The sequence below is a fragment of the Burkholderia sp. AU39826 genome (assembly GCF_020419965.1).
Classification (GTDB): domain Bacteria; phylum Pseudomonadota; class Gammaproteobacteria; order Burkholderiales; family Burkholderiaceae; genus Burkholderia; species Burkholderia semiarida.
Genome location: NZ_JAIZQG010000022.1, coordinates 23,107 through 45,602, shown reverse-complemented (window position 1 = coordinate 45,602; position 22,496 = coordinate 23,107). Strand labels below are relative to the sequence as shown.

The following is a 22,496-nucleotide window of genomic DNA, read 5'->3' as shown; positions in this document are numbered from 1 at the left end:
GCGCGTCACAGAGCCCACGACGGCATCCTCCACGCTGCACACGAATCGCAGACAAGCTGTCCTGCAATGAAAACGCGTGCTTAGCAGTATAGAAGAACGGTGTCTCGCATTCGTCGCCCATCGAATAAATCTATCCGCCGCCGCAAGCCGCATTGCCAGATTCAATGTCGGCGAATCGGCATAAAAGGTATTCTGAGTACCTGAAAGACGACGTGTGCCACGTCGTTTCTACCTGGCCACGACACATTCGGTCAAAACTTCCCAATCCGGTTACTACTCCATGTCGAAATCCGACGATGACGGCACGCGACTGTTCGGTCGTTCGCGAACAATTCAGGATCTGCTGCTGAAAGTGTCGCGCGTCGCCGCCACCCGCGTGAGTGTGCTGGTGGTCGGCGAAAGCGGCGCGGGCAAGGATATCGTCGCCCGGCTCATTCACGACATGAGCCCGCGCCGTCGCGGCCCGTTCGTGCCCGTCAATTGCGGCGCGATTCCGAAGGACATCGCGGAGTCGCAGTTGTTCGGTCACGAGAAAGGCAGCTTCACGGGCGCCGTCGCGCAGCACGTGGGCATGTTCGAAGCCGCGCGCGGCGGCACGCTGTTTCTCGACGAGATCGCCGAGATGCCGCTCGAATTGCAGGTCAAGCTGCTGCGCACGCTCGAAACCAACACGATCGTGCGCGTGGGCGGTCACGAGCCGATTCCGCTCGACGTGCGGATCGTCGCGGCCACGCATCACGATCCGGTCGAGGCGATGCGCAGCGGCAGGCTGCGCGAGGACCTGTTCTACCGGATCGCGCCGATCGCGTTGCACGTGCCCGCGCTGCGGCAGCGCGAGGACGACGTCGGCGACATCGCGGTGCAGATCGTCGAACGGCTGAACGCGCGGCACCGCACGAGAAAGCGGCTGTCCACCCAGGCGATGAAGGCGCTGCGCACCTACACGTGGCCCGGCAACGTGCGCGAACTGCGCAACGCACTCGAGCGCGCGTTCATCCTCGCCGACGAGCAGATCGAACTGCAGTTGCCGCGCCGTCCGCCGCCGCGCGAGGAAGTGCGCCACAACGCGATGACGCTGCATATCGGCACGACGCTCGCGCACACGCAGCAGCGCTTCATCGTCGCGTCGCTGCGGCATTTCAACGGCGACAAGCCGCGCACCGCGAAGGCGCTCGGCATCAGCCTGAAAACGCTGTACAACCGGCTCGCGCTGCTGTCCGAAAGCGAGCGCAACGCGGCAAGCGGCAACGCGCCACCGGCCGGGAATGCATCGAACGGCGGCGGCGGCCCCGCTGCGCCGCCTGCTTCGCCGTCCGCGACGACGCCGTGAGCGCGGCGGGTCACGCCGCCGCCATCACGTCCGCGCGTCACGCCGTCATGTCGCGCAGCGCGGCGTCCCAGTCGCGTGCGAAGCGTTCGATGCCGAATCGCTCGCACGCGTCGCGCCTGGCCGCCGCGCCCCACTCGCGCGCCAGGTCCGGATCGCGGATCAGCATGCGCATCGCGTCGATCAGCACGCCCGGCCGCGTATCGGCCACGCCGTTGCTGCCGGTCCTCACGAGTTGCGCCATCTCCGTCGTCGCGAGCGCGACGATCGGCAGCCCGATCATCATCGCCTCGATCACCGCGAGCCCGAGGCTCGTGTAACGGATCGGATTGAAGAAGAACCGGTAGTGCGACAGGAACTGCGGGAGCGCGGGGTTCGGCACCTCGCCGATCCCGCCGAGTTCGGCCGACCCCATCCCGACGAGATCGATCGGCACGCTGTGCCGCACGACCTCGAACAGATCCGCGCCGAGGCGCCGGCCGCGGCGCGCGAGATTGTTCACGACGGCCACGCCCTTCGGCAGCGTGCCGCGATACTCGATGCCGTCGGGCACCAGCACGCCGTGCTCGATCACACGCGTCGGCGTCACGCCGTTGTCCCACATCAGCGCGTTGAACGGCGTCACGTGCACCAGCAACACGTTCGGGTCCTGCACCGGATGCAGCGTGTCGGTCGGATGCTCGCGCGGCGGATCGTGCTCGACGAACAGCGTCGGCAGCGCACGCTGCGCTTCGCTCAGCAGCCGCAGGCGGTCGTGCTGGTAATGCTTCACGTGCTGATACAGCACGCAGTCGAATTCGGTGTCGCGCACGCACTCGGCCGGCACCTCGTGCACGTTGTCGCCCCACGGCAGGTGCCCGACCCGGCCCGCATAGCCGGGCGGATGCTGCGGCTTCGTCACGATGTAGAAATCGTGCGGCGCCTGCGACAGGTAATACAGATAGTTGCCATGCACGTGCCAGGTCAGCACGCGCAACCGCTTAACAGACATGACGCTTCTCCTCCGCGAGCAGTTCGCCCGCCCGCTCGATCACGTCGCCGACGCCGATCGCCGTCGCGCACTCGTGCCCGTACGGACAGGTATCGAACATGCACGGCCGGCATGCCGGGTAGTTCGCGAGTACGCGATGTCGTTCGGCGTCGAGCGGCGCCCAGCGGGCCGTATCGCTGCCGCACGCGACGACGATGCTCGGCGTGCCGAGCGCCGCCGCCACGTGCGACACGCCCGTGTCGTTGCACAACAGCAGCCGCGCACGGGCGATCAGCGCGGCGAGCGCGCCGAGCGGCGTGCGGCCGCACAGGTTCACGCACGGCCGCCCGAGATGCTCGGCGAATGCGGCGGCCAGCGCCAGTTCCGCGCGCGTGCCGGTCAGCACGATCTGCCAGCCGTCGTCGGCGAGCTGCCGCGCCGCCAGCGCGAAGCGCTCGACCGGCCAGCGGCGCGACGCCATCCGCGCGCCGGGATGGACGATCACGTAGCGGCCGGGATCCAGCCCATGTTCGTCGCAGAGCACGTGCCACAGCGCGTAGTCGAGCCCGCCGAGCGGGAATTCGAGGAAGTCGCCCCAGTCCGCGTAGCCGAGCTTGCGCGTGAGCGCCAGGTAGCGCGTCACTTCCGGCTCGTCGTCGCGCCACACGAGCGCGCAGTCGAGCGCGGCCGTGCCGCCGTCGGCCGGCACGAAGCCGGCCGTGCGCGCCGCGCCGAGCGATGCGACGATCGCGTTCGTGTGCGCGCCGTTGCCGTGCAACTGGATCGCGAGATCGAAGTCGCGCGCGCGGCATTCGGCGATGAATGCCTCGCGCGTGGCCGCGTCGGGTTCGGGCTGCTCGCCGAGCCCCGGTGCGCCGGGGAACGCGATGAAGCTGTCGATGTAGTCCGAAAAGCGCGACGCGAATTCACGCGCCCACGGCAGGCCGATCAGCGTGATGCGCGCATCGGGTTCGCCGCGCCGCAACGCCCGCAGCGCGGGCACCGCGCACAGCATGTCACCGAGCTGCAGCGCGCGGAACACCGCGATCCGTTTCGGGCCGTGCGGGCCGTCGGAATCGAGGTCTGGATCGAGCTTCATCACGATCTGCTCCGGGAAACCCCGCCATGGATGGCGGGAAGGAAAGGGAGGAGGACGTCAAAGGAAAAGCACACGGAAGTGAAGCGCGCCGCGCATGCGCCAGTACAGCGACACGGGCGGAATCGCGATGGAGGTGACGATCATCTCGGCCACATGCGACGGCGTGAGCTGCGTGCCGCGCAATCGCTTCGCGCAGAACCCGGCGGTAATCGCGGCCCACACCGCCGCGCACACGATGGCCGGCGCCGGCCAGCCGGCCGCGAAACAGCCGAGCGCGCCGAGCGCGGCGAGCACGGCCGCGTAGTAATGCCACGGCGGCACGGGCCGGATATGGCGCCGGTAGGTCGCGCGATGCTTCTTGTACAGCAGCGCATCGAAGTACACCTTCGACTGCGCGCCGATGCTCGATCCCCAGCGCGCGGGACGCACCGGATGCACGATGCGCGCGGCATCGGCCTCGACGATCGGCCCCGCGTGCTCGCGCAACGCGAACATCAGGTCGGCGTCCTCGCGCCACGCGCGCGTGAAGCGTTCGTCGAAGCCGCCGACGCGTTCGAGCGCCGCGCGCCGCACGAAGCAGTTCGCGGTCGCGAATTCCGCGTGGGCGAGCCCCGCCGCGTCGCGTTCGTAGTCGGTCGGGCACGGCCGCAACGGCACGTCGATCCGGCCGGCCGCGGCCGCCGCCGACGGCGCGGCCAGCAGCGCGGCCGCGCCGTTGCGCAGCCAGGCCGGATCGGGAATCGTGTCGTCGTCGGTGAACGCGATCAGCGCGCCGTCCGCGCTGCGCCACCCGACGTTGCGCGCGCCGGCCGGCCCCTGCGTGTCGGGCGCCGTCATGTAGCGGATCGCCGGCACGTCGGTCACGCGCGCGCGGCACGCATCGACGACGGCGCGCGCGCTGCCGACCGGATCGTCGTCCACCACGACGATCTCGTAGGTGGCCGGATCGAACGCCTGCACGCACAGCGCATCGAGGCAGCGTTCGAGCAGATCGGGCCGCCGGTAGGTCGGCACGACGACCGACACGACCGGCGCCACGTGCGTGTCGCGCATGTTCATCTCGGCTTCTCCAGCAGGAACGGGCCGATCACGAGCGCGTCGAGCGGCGAGGTCCAGAAGCATTCGATCGCGTCGCGCGGCGAGCACACGATCGGTTCGCCGCGCGTGTTGAACGACGTGTTGACGAGCACCGGCACGCCGGTGAGCGCGTCGAACTCGGTCAGCAGTGCATGCAGCAGCGGATGCTGGGTTTCATCGACGGTCTGCACGCGCGCGGTGCCGTCGATGTGGCGCACCGCCGGAATCTTGTCGGCGCGCTCGGGCAGGACGTCGTACACGAACAGCATGAACGGCGCGCGCAGCGGCGTGCGCCGGCCGCCGCTGAACCAGTGATGCGCGCGATCCTCGAGCACGACCGGCGCGACCGGCCGGAAATCCTCGCGATCCTTGATCCGGTTCAGCTTGCGCTGCATGTCCGGGTCGATCGGCGACGCGAGGATCGACCGTGCGCCGAGCGCGCGCGGGCCGAACTCCATGCGCCCCTGGAACCAGCCGATCACGCGGTTCGCCGCGAGCAGCGCGGCCGTCTGCGCGGCGACGTCGGCGAGCCGCCGGTACGGCAACTGCGCCTCCTTCAGGAACGCCTCGATCGCGTCGTCGTCGTAGGCCGGGCCGAGATACGCGTGATCCATGCGCCAGTCGCCGCGCGCGCCGCGCATCCGGAAGTCGGTCCACAGCGCGGCGCCGAGCGCCGTGCCCGCGTCGCCGGCGGCCGGCTGCACCCACACGTCGTCGAACGGGCCGCGATCGCGGATCCGCGCGTTCATCACGCAGTTCAGCGCGACGCCGCCCGCCATCGCGAGCTGCCGCTCGCCCGTCTCGGCGGCCAGCCAGTCGACCGCCCGCAGCGTCGTCTCCTCGAGCACCAGTTGCAGCGCATGCGCGATGTCGCAGTGATGCGGCTCGATCGGGCCGCCGCGCTCGCGCGGCGCACCGAATAGCGCGGCCAGGTCCGCGTCGACCACTTCATAGCGCCCTTCGCCGCGATACTGCACGAGCTTGCGCATCTCGTCGGCGAACACCGGCTTGCCGTACGACGCGAGCGCCATCACCTTGTATTCGTCGGACGAGTGCAGGAAGCCGAGATAGCGCGTCACGCGCTCGTACAGCAGCCCGAGCGAATGCGGCAGGTTCACCTGCCCGAGCCGCCGGTACGAGCGGCCGTCGAACACGCCGTAGCTCGTCGTCGCGCGCTCGCCGCGCCCGTCCATCGTCATCACCGCGCAGCGCTCGAACGGCGCCGCGAGAAACGCGCTCGCCTCGTGCGCGAGATGGTGCTCGATGAAATGCCAGCGGAACGGCCCGTCGTGCGTGACGCCGCGAAAACGCCGCTGCAGATGATGCGGCGCGCCGCCCGCGAGCTGGCGCGGCGCGTTGACGATCGACGACAGGAACAGCGGATGCCACGGCGACGCGCCGTCCTCGCGCGGCGCATGCGCGGACGGCGACAGCGGCAGGGTCAGCGCCGGCGCCGTGCCTTCGCGATCGAGTTCGAACCACGGGTCGTACGAATACGCGACGTGGTCGACATCCGCGAGCGTGATGCCGGCTTCCGCGAGGCAATAGTCGATCGCGTGGAAAGGCAGCTCCCAGGTCGAGAACGGCACCGGGCGCTTCGCGTGCTTCACGTGCGTGAAGCGTTCGTCCTCGGCCGCCGCGATCACGACGCCGTCGCGCACGATGCACGCGGCGCTGTCGTGGAAGGCGGCGTTGATGCCGAGCGTATGGATCGGGTCTGGCATGCGTCAGTTCCTCGTGATGACGTGCGCGAACGGAATCACGTTCGATGCGTGCGCCGCGGCCGGCTCTTCGCCGTGCACGGCAGCCCGCGCGGCCGCGCGTTGCGCATGGCGCGCGCTGCCGCGCAGCAGCGCATGCACGGCCGCGACCACGTCGTCGACGCTCACGCCGCGCAGGCACGGATGGCCGGGCTGGTCGCACACGCTGCGGTAGCAGTTGCGGCACGGCACATCGACGTTCAGCACACGGTGCGGCACACGCCACGGCGTGTGCTGCGGGTTGGTCAGCGCGTACAGGTCGACCACCGGCGTGCCGAGCGCGGCCGCGAGATGCACGGGGCCGCTGTTGTTCGACAGCAGCAGGTCGGCCGTCTCGATCAGCGCGCCCAGTTCGCCGAGCGGCAACGCGCCGGCGAGCGGCACGGCGCGCGGCCCCGCCCGTTCGCACACCGTGTCGACCAGCGCGCGTTCGTCCGCGCTGCCCGTCACCGCGATGCCGTCGAACAGCGGCGCGACGGCGGCCGCCGCTTCACCGAACCGCTCGGCCGGCCAGCGCCGCGACGCCGCGCTCGCGCCCGGATGGACGACCAGCCAGCGCGCGCGCCCGGCATCCGGCTCGCGCGCGCCGCCGACGCGCTGCAACGCGGCCTGCAAACGCGCGTGCACCGCATGCCGCGCCGCGTCGCCGGGCGCGAACGCCATCCGCCAGTCCGACGTCTTCGCGCCGACGGCGCGCACCAGCGCGAGCTGGCGCGCGACCTCGTGGCGCACGTGCGATTCCGGCTCGGTTTCCGGCACGCGGTCGGTCAGCAATTCGTAGGGGTTTTCGCGGCAATGCGCGAGCCGCAGCGGAATACCGGCGAGCCAGCACATCATCGCGGCGGGCAACGGGTTCTGGCTGTACACGGTGAAGATCACGGCGGCGTCGAAGCGGCCGGCCAGCAGCCGGTCGATCATGTCGAGATCGGCCACCGGATCGCCGCGCACGTCGGGATGCTTGACCCACGGTGCGTCGTAGCTCCACACGTCGTCGACCATCGGCAGATGCCTGGCGAGCGCGGCGCCCGTGCGCGACGTCAGCAGCGTCAGCCGGCGGTCGCTGCCGCTTTCCTTCAGCGCACGCAGCGCGGGCGTGGTCATCAGTACGTCGCCGATGCTGTCGAGCCGCACGCACAGGATGCGGCGGGCGCGGCTCCAGGCCGTGTTCATTGCCGCACCCACGCGCCGTGCCGGCGCACGGCTTCGCGCACGACGATGTCGGCGGCCAGGTCGACGCGATCGACGACGTGGTGCGGCGTGCGCGCCGCGTCGACACGCCATTCCGTCTCGTGGCCGCGGTCGACGAGGATCGTACCGCAGCGCGCGGTGCGGCCGGCTTCGACGTCGTCGAGAATGTCGCCGATCATCCAGCTCCATTCCGGCACGGCGTCGAGCGCGGCCAGCGCGCGGCGCAGCATGGCCGGGCGCGGCTTGCGGCAGATGCACTCGACGCTATAGCGCGGCACGCTGCCCTGCGGGTGATGCGGGCAGTAAAAAAAATCCGCCAGCGTCGCGCCGTTCGCTTCGAACAGTTCGGCGAGACGCTGGCGGACCGCGCCAAGCTCGTTTTCGGTAAAGCGGCCGAGCGCGACACCCGACTGGTTCGACACGACCGCCAGCGGCATGCCGGTCGCGCCGAGCGTGCGCAGCGCGCGCGCCGCGCCCGGCGCGAGACGCATGCGCGCGGGATCGACGTTGTACGGCACGTCGTCGAGCAGCGTGCCGTCCTTGTCGAGCAGCACCGCGCCGGGCAGCCGCCGTTCGCGCTTCAGGGCCATGACGTCTCCTTCATCGGCAGCACCATCAGCTCCGGCACCACGGTGCCCGGCGGCTGCGTCAGCACGAAGCGCACGGCGGCCGCGACGTGCTCGGGCGGCTGCAGCGTGTCCTCGTCGATGTCCGGAAAGCGGTCGAGCAGGAACGGCGTGCGCATCCCGCCCGCGACGATCGCCGACACGCACACGCCGCTCGGCCGCAGTTCGGCATGCAGCGCGTGCGAGAGCCCGAGCAGCCCCCACTTCGTCGCGTGATACGCGGACGCGTTCGGCCATGCCCGCTTCGACGCGGTCGACGCGATGTTGACGATGTGGCCGTTGCCGCGCGCCTTCATCATCGGCACGGCCGCATGGCACATCAGGTACGGGCCGAACAGGTTCGTCATCAGCACCTGCTGCCATGCGTCGACGCTCACGTCGTCGATCGGCGCGGTCACGTCGATCGCCGCGTTGTTCACGATCACGTCGAGATCGCCGAGCGACTCGCGCGCATCGTGCATGACCTGCAGCACCGATGCCTCGTCGCGCACGTCGAGCGGCCGGCCCACCGCCTGCCCGCCGTGCCGTTCGAGCCGCTGCGCGACGGCCGCCGCGCGGTCGCCGTCGAGATCGGCGACGACCACATGCGCGCCGTGCCGCGCCAACTCCTCGCAAATGGCTTCGCCGAGGCCGCGGCCGCCCCCGGTCACGAGTGCGGTCCGGCCGGCGAGCGGCGGTCTGGCTGGATCGTGAGTCGCGTTCACCTGCACCTCCTGTCGATGTCGGAAAACAATCCGGCTGACGGCGACACTTGTCGCGACAACCGTCCGTGCATGAGGTACAGCGAAAACCGTGCCGGCCTGCGCACGCATGCGCCACATCGGGCTACTGCACGCGCGCGCTGGCTTTTTTATAACCGGCTGTAAAAACGGGTCCGGGCGCCCGCGCGTGGGCGGCCCGATCTCGGCGGCCCCACCTGGGCGGCCCCACCTAGGCGGCCCCCTCAGATCGCGAGCCCGTCGGGCGTCGCCTGCGCGCGGTGCTTCGCAAGCGCGCGCAGGCAGTGCGCGATGCAGCCCGCGAACGCCTCGTCGAACCACGGCTGCGCGCCCGACACGCCCACCACGATGCCGCCGAGCGCGACGCCGCCCCACAGGTTCGTGTCGCCCGCGCGCAGCCGGTACGGCTCCAGCGCCTGCACGACATGCCCGTCGCGGCCCGTTTCCCACGACAGCCGCGCCTTGGCGCGCGCGTAGGCGCGGTAGTCGGCGTCCCAGTCCTTCGGGTCGGGCAGCGAAAATTCATACAGGATCGCGTCCTCGAACGCCGCGTCGCGCGGCCCGAGCGCCGGGTCCATGATCACGATGTGCAGGCAGCCGCTGTCGCCGACGAAATCGCTTTGCAGCGCGGCGGACAAGGTCGGCAACAGCAGCTCGACGGCCGCCACCGCGGCCTGGCGGTCGGCGAACGCACTACCGCCGCGACGCGCCGCGTTCGGGGCTTCGGGTGTCGTCGGATTCAGAAGGTTCGGCATGGATTTCTCCGGAGGAAAACGCGAGCGCACGCAACGCCGCGATCAGGTCGGCCGCTACCGCGGGCTTGGTCAGGTACGCGTGAAAACCGGCTTCGACCGCGCGCGCGCGGTCGTGATCGCGCGCATGGCCGGACAAGGCCAGCGCCTCGAGCGGCGCGCGGCCGTCGCGATCGCGTGCGGCGTCGAGCTGGCGCACGCGCGCCATCACCGTGTAGCCGTCCTCCTCGTCGTCGCCGAGGTCGATGTCGCAGACGAGCAGCGCCGGCCAGTCGGCCCGGCGCGCGCGCCACAGGTCGTCCAGCAACGCCTGGCCCGACGCATACGCGTGCACGTCGGCGCCGGCCACCTTCAAGAGCGCGGTGAGCGCGTCGCGCGCCTCGTCGTGGTCGTCCACGCACGCGATGCGCAGCCCGTCGAGCGGCTTCGCCGCGGCCGGCGCGCCGGCATGCGGATGCGGCACGGCGTCGCCGGGCTGCATCGACGCTGGCGCCACCGCGTACATCGGCAGCGACAGGTGCAGCGTCACGCCGATATCGTCGCGTTCGCGCACGACGTAGCCGCCCGCCTCCTCGATCGCGTCCTGCAAGCGTTCGAGATCGATCAGCGACAGTTCCGTCGCGTCGACACCCGCGCACGCGATCGTGATGCGCGCTTCCGGGTCGTGGCGCGCCGTGCGCACCTCGAGCTGCCCGCCGCTGCTCGCTTCGATGGCGCCGCGACACAGTTCCCACACGAAGCGCCGCAGCGCGGCGGGATCGGCGTTGACGACGAGATCCTCGTCCGACACATGGCGGAACACCGGCACGCCGCGCTGCGCGGCCGCCTCCGCCAGCGAATCGAGCACCTGCGACACGAGCGGATTGATGCGCACCGGCTGCCGCGCGAACTTCGCCTCCGTGCGTTCGAGCTCGCGCTGCTTCGCCTGCAGCGACCACATCTGCGCATACACGCCGCCGCTTTCGAGCAGTTCGTCGTGGGTGCCGTGCTCGACGAGCCGGCCGTGCTCCATCACGAGGATGCGATCGGCATCGACGATCGTCGACAGCCGGTGCGCGATGATGAGGCTCGTGCGATGCCGCGCGACGCGCATCAGCTCCTGCTGGATCGCGCGCTCCGAGCGCGTGTCGAGCGCCGACGTCGCCTCGTCGAACACGACGATCGGCGGCGCCTTCAGCAACGCGCGCGCGATCGCGACCCGCTGCCGCTCGCCGCCCGACAGCCGCACGCCGCGCTCGCCGACGCGCGTGTCGTACGCATCGGGCAGCCGCTCGATGAACGCGTCGAGCTGCGCGCCGCGCGCGGCCGCGATCACTTCGCCGCGGGTCGCGTCGCGCTTGCCGTACGCGATGTTGTACGCGAGCGTGTCGTTGAACAGGATGGTGTCCTGCGGGACGATGCCGAGTGCATCGCGCAGGCTGCGCTCGGTGACGAGCCGCAAGTCCTGGCCGTCGATGCGGATCGTGCCCGCATCGGGCTGATACAGCCGGAACAGCAGCCGCGCGAGCGTCGACTTGCCCGAGCCGCTGCCGCCGACCACGGCGACCGTCTGCCCGGGCTCGATGCGGAACGACACGTCGGACAGGATCTGCCGGCTCGGCTCGTAGCCGAAATCGACGTGCTCGAACTCGATCGCGCCGCCGCGCACCACGAGCGGCTGCGCGCCGGGCGCATCGCCGTCCTCGCCCGGCTTGCCGCGCGCGTCGAGCAGCCCGAACAGCCGCTCGATGTTCGTCATCGCGTCGTTCGCCTCGCGGAACACGAAGCCGAGCGCATTCAGCGGCAGGCTGATCTGGATGATGTACGCGTTGATCAGCACGAGATCGCCGACCGTCAGCGCACCGCGCGCGACCTGCTGGCCCGCGAGCAGCATCACCGCCGCGATCCCCGCGCCGATGCACGCGCTCTGCCCGATATGCAGCGTCGACAGCGCGTACTGGTTGTCCACGCCGGCTTCGCGCCACGCGTCGAGCACGCGGTCGAGCCGGTCGCGCTCGACGTCCTCGCGCGCGAAGTACTTGACCGTGTCGACGTTCAGCAGGCTGTCGACCACGCGCGAATTCGACTCGGCTTCCAGCGCATTCACGCGCCGCTGGTAACGCATGCGGCGGCGCGTGAATACGACCGTATACGCCGCGTAGACGGCGAACGTGACGAAAATGATCGCGGTAAAGCCGCCGCCGTACTTGCTGATCACGATCACGAGCACCGAGCCGATCTCGATGGCCGTCGGCACGACCGTAAACACCGCGACGCCGAGCAGGTAACCGATGCCGGCCGTGCCTTTCTCGAGATCGCGCACGACGGCGCCCGTCTCGCGCCGCGCATGAAAGCGCGCGCCGAGCCGGTGCAGGTGGCCGAACGTGCGCACGGTAAACGACGCGACCGTATGCTGCGTGACCTGCACGAACGTCATGTCGCGCACTTCGTTCAGCGCGTTCGACGCGAAGCGCACCACCGCGTAGGCGAACAGCAGCAGCACCGGCCACGCGACGGGCTGGGCGGCCGCGCGGCCGAAACCGTCCACGATGTCCTTGAGCAGCAGCGGCACCGAGACGGCCGCCGCTTTCGCGAGCACCAGCAGGACGACCGCCGCCACCACGCGCGCGCGGTAACGCCAGATCGCGCGCCAGAGTTCGACGGCGATCCTGAGCCTCAAGCCCCGCTCGTCCCGGCGCTGCCGGCGCTCGCGGCCCGCGGCCGCATCACGGTCCTTGATTGGCGTCTCGTCGATTCCGGTCGTCATGCAGGCAGTGCTCGCGGTCGGGGGCGCGCCGTTTCACGCACGGGCAGTCAGTGGCGCGGTTCGCGCTCCCGGCCGCCGACGACGGTGCCGGGCTCGGGATCACGCGCGGCGGGCTGCGTGGGCGTGACGGTCCGCTGGTGCGGATGCAGCACCATGCCCGTATCGTGTTCGCCGTCGCGGCGCACGCGCACGCGATTCTCGACGTCGCGCACGCCGAGGCAACCGTCGGCCAGATCCTCGATGCCGTGCTTCATCCAGCGTACCGGCACCGTGCCGTCCAGCTCGACGCGACCGTCGGTCACCTGCACGGTGACGTCGCTCACGTCGATCTCCAGCGCATGCGCGAGCCGCTCGCATACGTCCTCGCGAATCCGCTCGTCCGAGCGCGTGTAGCCTTTCGGCCCGCGGCGACGGCGCAGCGCATCGCGTTCGGCATCCCCGCCGAAACGCGACAGATCGGGGGCGCCGCCGTAGCGCGGGTCGCCGCCATCGCGCTCGCCGCCGTACCCGCTCATCCGGTGCCGGTCGCGCCATTCCGGGCGCTCGCCGCCATAGCGGCCTTCACGGCCCTCCACGCGGCGGCCCGGTTCGCCGTAGCCGCGCTCGGCGTCCCGCGCCGGCGGGCGCGCGCCGCCCTGCCGGTCCGCGTCGGCCGCGCCGCGCCGCTGCTCGGCCGGCCGCGCCGCGCGCTCGGTCCATTCGCTGCCCCAGTCTTCCGGGCCCACGTCCTCGCTCGCGAAGCGGCGGTAAGCCGATTCGTCGTCCTCTTCCGGCCATCGTGCCGGATCGTCCGGGATGCCGCGCTCGCCAGCGCCCCGGTACGCGCGCTCGTCGCGCGCGTGCCAGTCGGGCGGGCCGCCACGCTCGCCGTACCGTCCGGGATATCGTCGTTGCATCGTGTCTCTCCTTGATCGCCTGCGCCGCGCACGGCGCCAAGCCGCGTCGCCGCGCGCGTCGGTCGGGGCGACGCAAATCGCGTGCCGGCGTGGTTGCCGGACCGCGATGGTTGCGCGTCGCAGCGCGGGGACACCCTCAGGCGCCCCAATCTGCAACGCGATTGCAGTTTTTGCGTGCCGGGCGTCACGGCACTTCGTCCGGGTCGTCCGATTCGTCGATGCGGCCGGGCTCGCTCAACCGCTCGGTGCGGTCCGGCTCGATGTCGGCGCCCTCCTCGAGCGTCGAGTCGCCGTCCGCCGACGCACGCTCGCCGGTGCCCACGCGGTCCGTGTCGGTGTCGAGCGACGCGTCGCCGCGTTCGAGCGCGTGGTCGTCCAGCGGCGAATCGACGTCGAACGGATGGCGCCGCGCGCCCGCCGTGTCGCTGCCGCTGTCGGACGAGTCGCTCGGGCCGAGCGCGCGGCCGTCGCGGCCGCGGCTGGCGTTGTCGTCATCCGGGCCGGCCGGTTCGTTGTCGGGATTCAGCGTGCTGTTCATGTCGGCCTCCTTGCCTGGCTTGCCGCCGGGCGATCGGCCGGTTGGCCGCCGCGCGGCAGGCGTACTGCCCCGGTCGTGCAATCGGCATGCCGCGCCGGCCGCTGGCGCCCCGCCGTCGCCGGCACGCTGCACGGCACGGCCGATGCGCACCCATTGATCAGCTGAATCGAGTTCCTTTATTCTTTCGGACGTGCCAATCGACCGTATGGCCGCCACGGGCTTGCCCGGCGGCGGTCGGGCGGCGGGCGGCCCACCGCGTTTCCGACCTGCTGCCCCGATGAAGAAAGACGACGCCGATCTTCACCCGCATCCACCGCCCGCCAGCTCGCCCGGCGCGCGGGACCTGCTGCATCGCTTCGCCGAATTCCGGTTCCAGACCGTGGTGGAGTCGATCACCGACTACGCGGTGTTCATGCTCGACCCGCACGGCAACGTCGCGACCTGGAACGCCGGTGCTGAGCGCATCAAGGGCTACCGTGCCGCCGAGATCGTCGGCCACCATTTCTCGCGTTTCTACCCGGCCGACGCGGTCGCGGCGGGCCGGCCGACGCACGGGCTCGCGCGGGCCGCCGCGCAGGGCCACTTCGAGGACGAAGGCTGGCGCGTGCGCAAGGACGGCACGCAGTTCTGGGCGAGCGTGACGATCACGCCGGTGTACGACGCGACGCATGCGCTGTGCGGCTTCATCAAGATCACGCGCGACATGACCGAGCGCAAGCGGCTCGAGGAGCTCGAAGCGTCGACGCACCGGCTCAGCGTGTTCATCGCGATGCTCGCGCACGAGCTGCGCAATCATCTCGCGCCGCTGCGCAATTCGGTCGGCGTGCTGCAGAGCCTGCCCGATCCGCCGCCCATGCTCGCGCAGTGCCGCGACGCCGTACACCGCCAGGTCGGGCAACTGACGCGGCTCGTCGACGATCTGCTCGACGTCGGGCGCATCACGGCCGGCAAGGTCGAACTCGACGATCGCCCCACCACCGTGCGGGACATCGTGTGCCGCGGCGTCGAGAGCGTCCAGCCGAAACTGGCCGCGCGCGGACAGTGGATTCGCGTCGACCTGACGGACGATTCCGTGGTGCTGCACGGCGACGACGCACGGCTCGTCCAGGTGTTGCACAACCTGCTCGACAACGCGTCGAAATTCTCGCCGCACGGCGGCCGCATCGACGTCGTCGCGCGTATCGAAGGGCCGTCGGTCGCGATCCGCGTCGTCGATCACGGCGTGGGCATCGCCGCCGGCGCGCTCGAAACGATTTTCGATCTATTCGAACAGGAAGGCGCGACGGGCCGCTCCCCGTCCGGCGGTTTCGGGCTCGGTCTCGCGATTTGCCGGTCGTTCGTCGAACTGCACGGCGGGCGGATCGTCGCGGAGAGCGACGGCCCCGGCCACGGCGCGACGTTCACGGTATGGCTGCCGATCGCGCAGGTGGCCCGCGGCGGGCACGCCGCCGCGCCCGGGCCTGCCACGCCCGCGCAGCCGGCCGTCGAGCCGCTGCGCATCGTCGTCGTCGACGACAACCGCGACTCGGCCGACACGCTCGCGGTGCTGCTGCAACTGAAAGGGCACGCGCCGCGCGTCGCATACAACGCGAACGAAGCGCTCGCGCTCGCCCGCGACTATGCACCGCACCTGATGATTCTCGACCTGACGATGCCGGACGTCGACGGCTTCACGCTGCTGCGCGAACTGCGCGCGATCGACGCGCTGCGCGACACGACCTGCGTCGCGCTGTCCGGCCATGCGCGCGCATCCGATCTCGAGCGTACCGAAAGCGCGGGCTTCGACGACCATCTCGTGAAGCCCGTCGAGATGGCCGTCCTCGACGCGCTGCTGCAGCGCGTCGCGCGCGAGGTTCAGGGCACGCGGTAGAGCCTGTTCACGCTCAGGCCATCGCGCGGCACATCGCCGCGCACGCCTCGCATGCGAGCGCACAGCGGCGGCAATGCTCGTGCGCATGCCGCGAACACTCGGCCGCACACAGATCGCACGCGTGCGCGCATAGCGCGCAAATGCGCGGGGCGAGCCCGCTGCGGCGCGCCATCGCGCCCGACGCGAAGCGGCACAGCTGCGCGCATTCGATGTCGAGCGCGATGCACGTCGCCAACGCGTGCACGCCGCGCTCCGCGAGGCAGGCGGCCGCACAGGTGTCGCATGCGTGCGCACAGGCGTCGCACGCGGCCATGCAGTTGTCGTACTGATCGTTCATAGCAGTGCTCCCGGTTTCGGTTTGCATCGTTTCGGTTCCTGTCGTCACGGCGTCAGCTTCACCTTCATCCAGCCCGGCTCGCGCACGTCGAACGCGCGATACGCATCGATCGCGTTCGTCAGCGGCTCGCTGCGCGTGAGCACCGACAGCGGGTCGAACGCACCGCTGCGCACGAGTTCGACGAGCGGCGGCGTGACCGTCCGGTGATTGCAGTTGCCCATCTTGATCGTGAGGTTGCGGTTCATCGCCTCGCCGATCGGAAACACGCGTGCGGCCGGCGGATACACGCCGATCACCGAGACCGTGCCGGCCTTCGCGACCGCGCGAACCGCCCATTGCAGCACCTGCGACGGCCCGTCGCCCGGCACCCAGTTGCGGCCGTCCGGCTTGCGGTGCGGCGCGACCGCGTCGACTTCCGCATCGAACGCGCGCGCGGCGTCGCGATCGGCCGCGGCCGGCCCGTGCGTCGCGCGCATCGCGTCGACGCCCACCGCGTCGATCACGCGATCGACGCCGATCCCGCCCGTCAGCCGCAATATCGTGTCCACCGGATCGTCCTCGGAAAAATCGACGATCTCGGCGCCCTGCGCGCATGCCATCTCGAGCCGCGACGCGATGCGGTCGACCGCGATCACCCGCCCCGCGCCCATCAGCTTCGCGCTCGCGATCGCGAACTGGCCGACCGGCCCCGCGCCGAACACGGCGACCGTATCGCCCGGCTTCACTTCCGCGAGCTGCGCGCCGAAATAGCCGGTCGGGAAAATGTCCGACATCAGGATCGCGCGATCGTCGTCGATCGCGTCGGGCAGCCGGATCAGGCTCGCGTGCGCAAGCGGCGTGCGCGCATATTCGGCCTGCAGCCCGTCGAACGGGCCCGTATCGGCCGGCCCGCCGAAGAACGCGGTGCCCGCGCGCGGCCCGCCCGGGTTCGCGACGTCGCACTGCGCGGTGTAGCCCGCGCGGCAGTACGCGCAACTGCCGCACGCGATCGTCGACGGAATCAGCACGCGATCGCCGCGCCGCAGGTTGCGCACGTCGCGCCCGACCGCCTCGACGATGCCGACACCTTCATGGCCGAGAATCGTGCCCGGCTTCATTCCGCCGAGCGTGCCGCGCACCATGTGCAGATCGGTGCCGCAGATCGCGCTGGCCGTCAGGCGCACGACCGCGTCGGTCGCCTCTGAGACTTCCGGATCGGGCACCGTGTCGATGCGAATGTCGCCGATGCCGTGAAATACGACTGCTTTCATGTCAGGCCCTCCTTGTCGAAAGCGGTAACGGTGAATGTGACCGTCGAGCCGATCGAGCAAGGGGTGCGCCTGTGCAGCGCGTGCGGCGCCGCGATGCGCGGAGCGGAAGCGCTTCGGTTTCGGGGAGGGATCGCGCCTGCGCGTCAGTCCGTCGGTGGGCTGTTGCCGCTGTTGTCGCTGTTGACGTCACGCGCGTTCGAGATCGCTTCGACGAGCTTCAGTTCGTCGTCGATCGACAGCGTCGTGTCGGTCACGTCGCCGCCCAGCGGCGCGAGCGCCGCGCTGAGCGCGTAGATGTCGAGCTGCGCCGCGGCCAGCCCGAGCGACACGGTGCCGGGGCGCGCCTTGCGCGCGACGCGATCGGTCAGCGCATCGTCCACCGGCCGCTCGCGCCACGCGTCGAGCGACGATTCGATGTGCGCGACCACGCTGTCGAGCAGCGATCCGGACGACACGCGGCCTGCGTCGATTGCATGCGTGCGCAACTGTCCGTCGGTCGAGCACGCGACGATCACGACACCCGCGAGCGCGACAACGTGCCGGTCGCGCAACGTGCCGAGTTCGGCCAACGCGCGACGGGCCGCGTCGAGATCGGGATAGGACAACACGATCAGCGTGTTCATCGGCGACTCCATGCAATCGGATGGGCGTGCTCAGTGCGGCAGCCCGAACGCGGCCTTCAGGCTCGCGACGATCATCTGCATCGCGATCGCCGCGAGAATCATCCCCATCAGTCGTTGCGTGACGGCCGTCACGCGCGGCGACAGGTAATGGCCGATCACCGGCGCCGACAGCAGCGACACGACCAGCAGCACGAGAAACGCGCCGAGCCCGAGCGCGAACGCGAGTTCCTGCCCGGTCGCGACGGCACCGTGCCCGAGCACGATCATCGTCGCGATCGTGCCGGGGCCCACCAGCAACGGGATCGTCAACGGGTAGATCGCGACGCTTTCGGCGGCCGTCGGATCGGCGCCTTCGTCGCTGCCCGGCGCATGCTGGCGGCTCGGCGCACCATGCAGCATCGACAGCGCGATCAGCAGCACCAGCAGCCCGCCCGCGAGGCGGAAATCGTCGATCGTCAAACCGAACACGCGCAGGATCGCGCCGCCCGCGACGGCCGACACGATGCAGCCGACCGTCACGCCGATCGCGGCCGTGAGCGCGACCTTGCGGCGCACGCCGTCCGCCGCGCCTTCGGTCAGCGACAGGAACACCGGGATGTTCGCGATCGGGTTCATGATCGCGAACAGCGCCGCGAACACCTTGACGGAAAAGGTCAGGTCGAAGGCCACAGGGTCGCTCCCGTCTCGCGCGGCAAGTGAAACGCCCACGCCGGTTCGTTTTCGATGCGCGGCGCACGCCATGCTGATACGATCCACGCACGACGTTCGATCACGACGGAGGGCCCCGATCGATGCAAGCCACCGACACTTTCATGGGTCACGAGATTCGCGTCGACGCGACGCGCAACGCGAACGGCGCGTGGGTCGCGCAGGTGCGGATCTTCCGCGACGGCGCGCCCGTCGATCTGCCCGCGCCCGAACTCGTCACGCCCGAATGGCTGACATGCGACGAAGCGCTGCGCGGCGGTATCGACCAGGGGCGCGTGATGATCCGGACGCGCGACCGGTAACCGCACCCGGCTCATCCGCGTAGCGTCGGCCGGCATCGCACGATGCAGGTCACGCATCGAAATCGAGGTCGCCGATCAGGATCTCGCGATCGCGCTGCGTCCGGGTGCTGAAATCGACCGGCAACTCCATCTGCCAGCGCTCGATCGTGACCGGCAGCGCCGCGAGATAGCGATCGAAGCGGCTGTGGTCGGGCTCGGCCAGCAGACCGGCGATCGCGTCGTCGCGCCACGCGAGCCGCGCGTTCAGCCGGTTCGGCAGGCCGACCGTCGACGTGAGGCCGATCACGTCGACACAGGTCGGGCTGCCCTGCCCGTCGTGCGGCACGACGTCGACCTTCACTTCGCCGGGTTGATACAGGCCACGCAGGCGCGTCGCGATGCGCGGCGCAAACTCGGTTTCGAAACGGGCACGAACGTCGGGGTTCATTTCGCCTCCATTCAAGGTTCGGTGTGTATCGTCATGCTGCTTTCATGCGGAAGCCATCTGCCGCTCGAACGCTGCTTCGGCCTTCAGGTTGTCGAGATCGCGGGCGATCGTCGCGACCGCGAGCCGCGTGTTGCCGCGCCAGTACGCGATCGAGCAGTCGTGCGCGCCGAGGTCGCCGTCGATCTCGACGCGATCCCATTGCGCCGCATGCCCGACATAGCGGATCGTCACGTCGTAATGCTGGCTCCAGAAAAACGGCACCGCGTCGAACGGCCGCTGCTGGCCGAGCATGTTGCGCGCGGCGACGATGCCTTGCCGCTCGGCGACGACCCAGTGCTCGACGCGAATCCGCTCGCCCGTCAGCGGATCGGGCCAGCGCGCGATATCGCCGGCCGCATGGATGCCAGGCGCGCTCGTCTGCAGGAAGCGGTCGACCGTGACGCCGCGTTCGACGGCGAGCCCCGCGTCCTGCGCGAGCGCGACGTTCGGATGCACGCCGATGCCGACCAGCACGACGTCGGCCGGCAGCACGTCGCCGCTCGACAGCGTCACGCTGTCCGGCCCGATCCGCGCGGGCGTCGCGCCGAGATGGAATACGACGCCGTGCGCTTCGTGCAGCGCCTTGATCGTGTCGCCGAGCGCATCGCCGAGCACGCGGCCCATCGGATGCGGATCGGGCGCGACCACATGCACGTCGAGCCCGCGCGTGCGCAACGCGGCGGCCGCTTCGAGCCCGATGAAGCTCGCGCCGACCACCACGCAGCGGCGCGCCGTTTTCAGCCTGGCGATCAGCGCGTCGCAATCGGCGCGCGAGCGCAACGTACACACGTGCGGCAGATCGGCGCCGGGCACGTTCAGCCGGTTCGGTTCGGCGCCCGTGGCAAGCAGCAGCGCGCCGTACTCGATACGGCTGCCGTCGGCGAGCTCGACCGCGCGTTGCGCCGGATCGATGCGCGCGACGCGGGTGTTGCAGCGCACGTCGATGCGCTGGTCGGTATAGAACGACGGCGCGCGCAACGGCAGCCAGTCGGCCTGCGCCGTGCCCGCGAGGTAATCCTTCGACAGATTCGGCCGGTCGTACGGCGGATCGGCATCGGCGCTCAGCAGCGTGATCGCATGCGGATAGCCTTCCTGCCGCAGCGTCACGGCCGCCGCGATCGCAGCGGCGCCGCCGCCGACGATCACGACCGACGCGGGCAGCCCGCTCGTCTTCAACGCAGGCGGGACGGCGGCCGGCCGCGCATCGAGTACGACCGCGCGGCCATCGCGCCGCTCGACGCGCCAGCACGGCAGCCCGTCGAGCGCCGGCGCGCGCTCCATCTCGCCGGTGCGCAGGCAGAACGCCGCGTGATGCCACGGACAGCGAATCGTGTCGCCGACCAGCAGGCCCTTGGCGAGCGGGCCGCCATAGTGCGGGCATTGCGCGCCCACCGCGAACAGTTCGTCGCCGCGGCGCACGAGCAGCACCGCCGCGTCGCCGACATGGCCCTCGATCATCGCGCCGTCGGCGAGATCGTCGAGCGCGATCCCTTGGGTGAGATCGGGCGAGGACGCAGCATCGCTTCCAGTCATGACGTGGCTCCCGAAAAGTCAGGTGACGATCCCATTATCGGCATTCGTCCTGAAAAGAAACAGGTACAGACGCCCCGCAGCGCACGCAAACGCGGACTGTAGCTTGCACGCGCTCCATGACCGGCGTGGAACGTGGTCGACGTTGCGGCGCAACACGCCGGCCGCGCTGCGACGGGGCGCGCAAGCCGCGCCGCACGCCGCGGCGCGCTCAGTCGATGCACGATGCGACTAGCTTGCCGACGACGACAACCGCCTGCTCGATCTCCTGCGACCACGGGCTGCTGTAGTTCAGGCGGATGAAGTTCCGGTAGTTGTCCGTGATCGAGAACATGTAGCCGGGGCCGATCGTGATCCCCTGCTCCAGCGCGAGCTGGTACAGCCGCATCGCATCGACCTGCGCGGGCAGCTCGACCCACAGCACGTACCCGCCCGCCGGGCTCGAGATGCGCGTGCCTTCCGGGAAGAATCGCGACACCATCGCGCGCATCAGGTTCGCCTGCTGCGCATACGCCTTGCGAATCCGCCGCAGGTGATGCTCGTAGCCGTCGCGTTCGAGAAACTCCGCGATCGCCAGTTGCGGCAACGACGGCGTCGCCAGCGTATTCAGGAACTTCAGCTTCTCGACCTGTTCGCGATAGCGACCCGGCAGTGCCCAGCCGATCCGGTACGCGGCCGTCAGGCTCTTCGAGAACGACGAACAGTGCAGCACGATGCCATGGCGGTCGAACGACTTCAGCATGCTCGGATGCGTGTTGCCGAAATACAGTTCGTTGTACACGCCGTTCTCGATGATCGGCAGGTCGGCCTTCGTTGCGAACTCGACCAGTTCGCGTTTTCGCTCGTCCGGCATCTGAAAGCCGAGCGGATTCTGGAAATTCGGCATCACCATGCACGCGGCGATCGGCTGCGACTTCGCGATCGCGGCCAGCGCCGCGATGTCGATCCCGTATTCCGGATGCGTGGCCACCTCGATCGCCTTCATCCCCATCCGCTCGATCGCGTGCAGCATCGCGTAGAACGTCGGCGACTCCACCGCGATCGTGTCGCCCGGCTTCGCCACCGCCTGCAGGCACAGGTTGATCGCCTCCGTCGCGCCGACCGTCACGATGATCTCGTTCGGGTCCACCGACATCCCGTTTTCCAGGTAGCGGCGTGCGATCTGCCGGATCAGCCGCGGATGGCCGGGCGGCAGCCCGTCGGTCACGCCCCACAGCGACTTGTCGCGGCCGGCCGCATACGCATAGCGGTTCAGCTTCTCGAACGGAAACAGGCTCGGGTCCGGATACGGCGAACCCAGCGGCACCGCGTCGTCCGTGCCGATCGAGCGCAGCGTCGACAGCACGAGCCGGCTCACGTCGACCGACGACGAGATCGCGATCGGCTTCGACGGCCGCAGCTCGCGCACCGGCGCATGGCCGTCGTCGCGCCGCAGGTTCACGAAATAGCCCGACTGCGGACGGCTTTCGAGCAGCCCGCGGCTTTCCAGCAGCAGATACGCGTGCAGCACGGTCGTGATGCTGATCCGGTGCTGCTGGCTCGCCTGCCGCACCGACGGCACGCGATCGCCGTGCCGATATACCCCTTGCCGAATGAGTCGCTCTACGTCGTTCGCAAATTTCTCGTAGAGCTTCATCCGCCTCGCCCCGCGAGCGATGAACCGGCCTGCGCGGCATGGGCGGCCCGGCCGCGCCGACGCACGAAGCCGGATA

Annotated in this window: 21 protein-coding genes; 3 read left to right on the top strand and 18 right to left on the bottom strand. The window is 70.2% G+C overall.

Annotated features, from left to right (window positions below; genetic code table 11):
* The first annotated feature begins 280 nt into the window (after positions 1-280).
* Complete coding sequence (locus LGM42_RS27435) at positions 281-1,330, top strand: sigma-54 interaction domain-containing protein (protein WP_059575011.1); 1,050 nt, start codon at positions 281-283, stop codon at positions 1,328-1,330.
* A 37-nt stretch (positions 1,331-1,367) separates the two neighbouring features.
* On the opposite strand, the gene LGM42_RS27430 is transcribed toward LGM42_RS27435, so the two are convergent.
* The 11 genes from LGM42_RS27430 to LGM42_RS27380 all read right to left on the bottom strand — a co-directional run bounded on the left by LGM42_RS27430 (position 1,368) and on the right by LGM42_RS27380 (position 13,698).
* Positions 1,368-2,318, bottom strand: coding sequence for a glycosyltransferase (locus LGM42_RS27430; protein WP_060310446.1), 951 nt, complete (start codon positions 2,316-2,318; stop codon positions 1,368-1,370).
* Entirely contained in the window at positions 2,308-3,396 is a 1,089-nt protein-coding gene (locus LGM42_RS27425; RefSeq protein ID WP_226233818.1) for a glycosyltransferase family 9 protein, read from the bottom strand. The genes LGM42_RS27430 and LGM42_RS27425 overlap by 11 nt, the downstream gene beginning before the upstream one ends.
* Before the next feature lie 57 nt (positions 3,397-3,453).
* The gene (locus tag LGM42_RS27420) at positions 3,454-4,455 is read right to left on the bottom strand and encodes a glycosyltransferase family 2 protein (protein ID WP_226233816.1); all 1,002 of its coding nucleotides are present in this window, start codon (positions 4,453-4,455) and stop codon (positions 3,454-3,456) included.
* Positions 4,452-6,197 (bottom strand): carbamoyltransferase, encoded by a 1,746-nt coding sequence (locus LGM42_RS27415; RefSeq protein WP_089466123.1) that lies wholly within the window; start codon positions 6,195-6,197, stop codon positions 4,452-4,454. Before LGM42_RS27415 ends, LGM42_RS27420 begins: the two co-directional genes overlap by 4 nt.
* Positions 6,198-6,200: 3 nt before the next feature.
* Positions 6,201-7,403, bottom strand: a complete 1,203-nt coding sequence (locus LGM42_RS27410) for a glycosyltransferase family 9 protein (protein WP_060011143.1) — start codon at positions 7,401-7,403, stop codon at positions 6,201-6,203.
* Positions 7,400-8,011, bottom strand: a complete 612-nt coding sequence (locus LGM42_RS27405; protein WP_226233814.1) for a D-glycero-alpha-D-manno-heptose-1,7-bisphosphate 7-phosphatase — start codon at positions 8,009-8,011, stop codon at positions 7,400-7,402. Before LGM42_RS27405 ends, LGM42_RS27410 begins: the two co-directional genes overlap by 4 nt.
* Complete coding sequence (locus LGM42_RS27400; protein WP_060967507.1) at positions 8,002-8,751, bottom strand: SDR family oxidoreductase; 750 nt, start codon at positions 8,749-8,751, stop codon at positions 8,002-8,004. Before LGM42_RS27400 ends, LGM42_RS27405 begins: the two co-directional genes overlap by 10 nt.
* A gap of 239 nt (positions 8,752-8,990) precedes the next feature.
* Entirely contained in the window at positions 8,991-9,521 is a 531-nt protein-coding gene (locus LGM42_RS27395; RefSeq protein ID WP_060310449.1) for a hypothetical protein, read from the bottom strand.
* Positions 9,460-12,264 (bottom strand): ABC transporter transmembrane domain-containing protein, encoded by a 2,805-nt coding sequence (locus tag LGM42_RS27390; protein WP_226233812.1) that lies wholly within the window; start codon positions 12,262-12,264, stop codon positions 9,460-9,462. The genes LGM42_RS27395 and LGM42_RS27390 overlap by 62 nt, the downstream gene beginning before the upstream one ends.
* Before the next feature lie 47 nt (positions 12,265-12,311).
* Positions 12,312-13,160 (bottom strand): BON domain-containing protein, encoded by an 849-nt coding sequence (locus LGM42_RS27385; protein ID WP_060310450.1) that lies wholly within the window; start codon positions 13,158-13,160, stop codon positions 12,312-12,314.
* Between the two features lie 184 nt (positions 13,161-13,344).
* The gene (locus LGM42_RS27380) at positions 13,345-13,698 is read right to left on the bottom strand and encodes a chemotaxis protein (protein WP_226233811.1); all 354 of its coding nucleotides are present in this window, start codon (positions 13,696-13,698) and stop codon (positions 13,345-13,347) included.
* Positions 13,699-13,975: 277 nt separating this feature from the next.
* Here LGM42_RS27380 and LGM42_RS27375 point away from each other — a divergent pair, with 277 nt between their 5' ends.
* Complete coding sequence (locus LGM42_RS27375; protein WP_226233810.1) at positions 13,976-15,568, top strand: ATP-binding protein; 1,593 nt, start codon at positions 13,976-13,978, stop codon at positions 15,566-15,568.
* A gap of 13 nt (positions 15,569-15,581) precedes the next feature.
* Here the strand turns inward: LGM42_RS27375 and LGM42_RS27370 are convergent, their stop codons facing one another.
* The 4 genes from LGM42_RS27370 to LGM42_RS27355 form a co-directional block, all read right to left on the bottom strand.
* Complete coding sequence (locus LGM42_RS27370) at positions 15,582-15,905, bottom strand: four-helix bundle copper-binding protein (RefSeq protein ID WP_226233808.1); 324 nt, start codon at positions 15,903-15,905, stop codon at positions 15,582-15,584.
* 44 nt (positions 15,906-15,949) lie between these two features.
* On the bottom strand, positions 15,950-17,155 hold the full coding sequence (locus tag LGM42_RS27365; protein WP_059574991.1) for a zinc-dependent alcohol dehydrogenase: 1,206 nt from the start codon (positions 17,153-17,155) through the stop codon (positions 15,950-15,952).
* Positions 17,156-17,298: 143 nt separating this feature from the next.
* The gene (locus LGM42_RS27360; protein WP_226233806.1) at positions 17,299-17,778 is read right to left on the bottom strand and encodes a hypothetical protein; all 480 of its coding nucleotides are present in this window, start codon (positions 17,776-17,778) and stop codon (positions 17,299-17,301) included.
* Between the two features lie 30 nt (positions 17,779-17,808).
* Positions 17,809-18,447 carry a MarC family protein gene (locus tag LGM42_RS27355; RefSeq protein WP_226233804.1) on the bottom strand — a complete coding sequence of 213 codons (639 nt, stop codon included), beginning with the start codon at positions 18,445-18,447 and terminating at the stop codon, positions 17,809-17,811.
* A gap of 122 nt (positions 18,448-18,569) precedes the next feature.
* Here LGM42_RS27355 and LGM42_RS27350 point away from each other — a divergent pair, with 122 nt between their 5' ends.
* Positions 18,570-18,788, top strand: coding sequence for a DUF6566 family protein (locus LGM42_RS27350; RefSeq protein WP_059574987.1), 219 nt, complete (start codon positions 18,570-18,572; stop codon positions 18,786-18,788).
* 49 nt (positions 18,789-18,837) lie between these two features.
* On the opposite strand, the gene LGM42_RS27345 is transcribed toward LGM42_RS27350, so the two are convergent.
* The 3 genes from LGM42_RS27345 to LGM42_RS27335 form a co-directional block, all read right to left on the bottom strand.
* Positions 18,838-19,215: a DUF5594 family protein gene (locus LGM42_RS27345; RefSeq protein WP_059574984.1), complete on the bottom strand. Its 378-nt coding sequence runs from the start codon at positions 19,213-19,215 to the stop codon at positions 18,838-18,840.
* A gap of 42 nt (positions 19,216-19,257) precedes the next feature.
* Positions 19,258-20,787, bottom strand: a complete 1,530-nt coding sequence (locus LGM42_RS27340) for an FAD-dependent oxidoreductase (protein WP_226233802.1) — start codon at positions 20,785-20,787, stop codon at positions 19,258-19,260.
* A gap of 208 nt (positions 20,788-20,995) precedes the next feature.
* The gene (locus LGM42_RS27335) at positions 20,996-22,420 is read right to left on the bottom strand and encodes a PLP-dependent aminotransferase family protein (RefSeq protein WP_099318414.1); all 1,425 of its coding nucleotides are present in this window, start codon (positions 22,418-22,420) and stop codon (positions 20,996-20,998) included.
* Positions 22,421-22,496 lie beyond the last annotated feature (76 nt).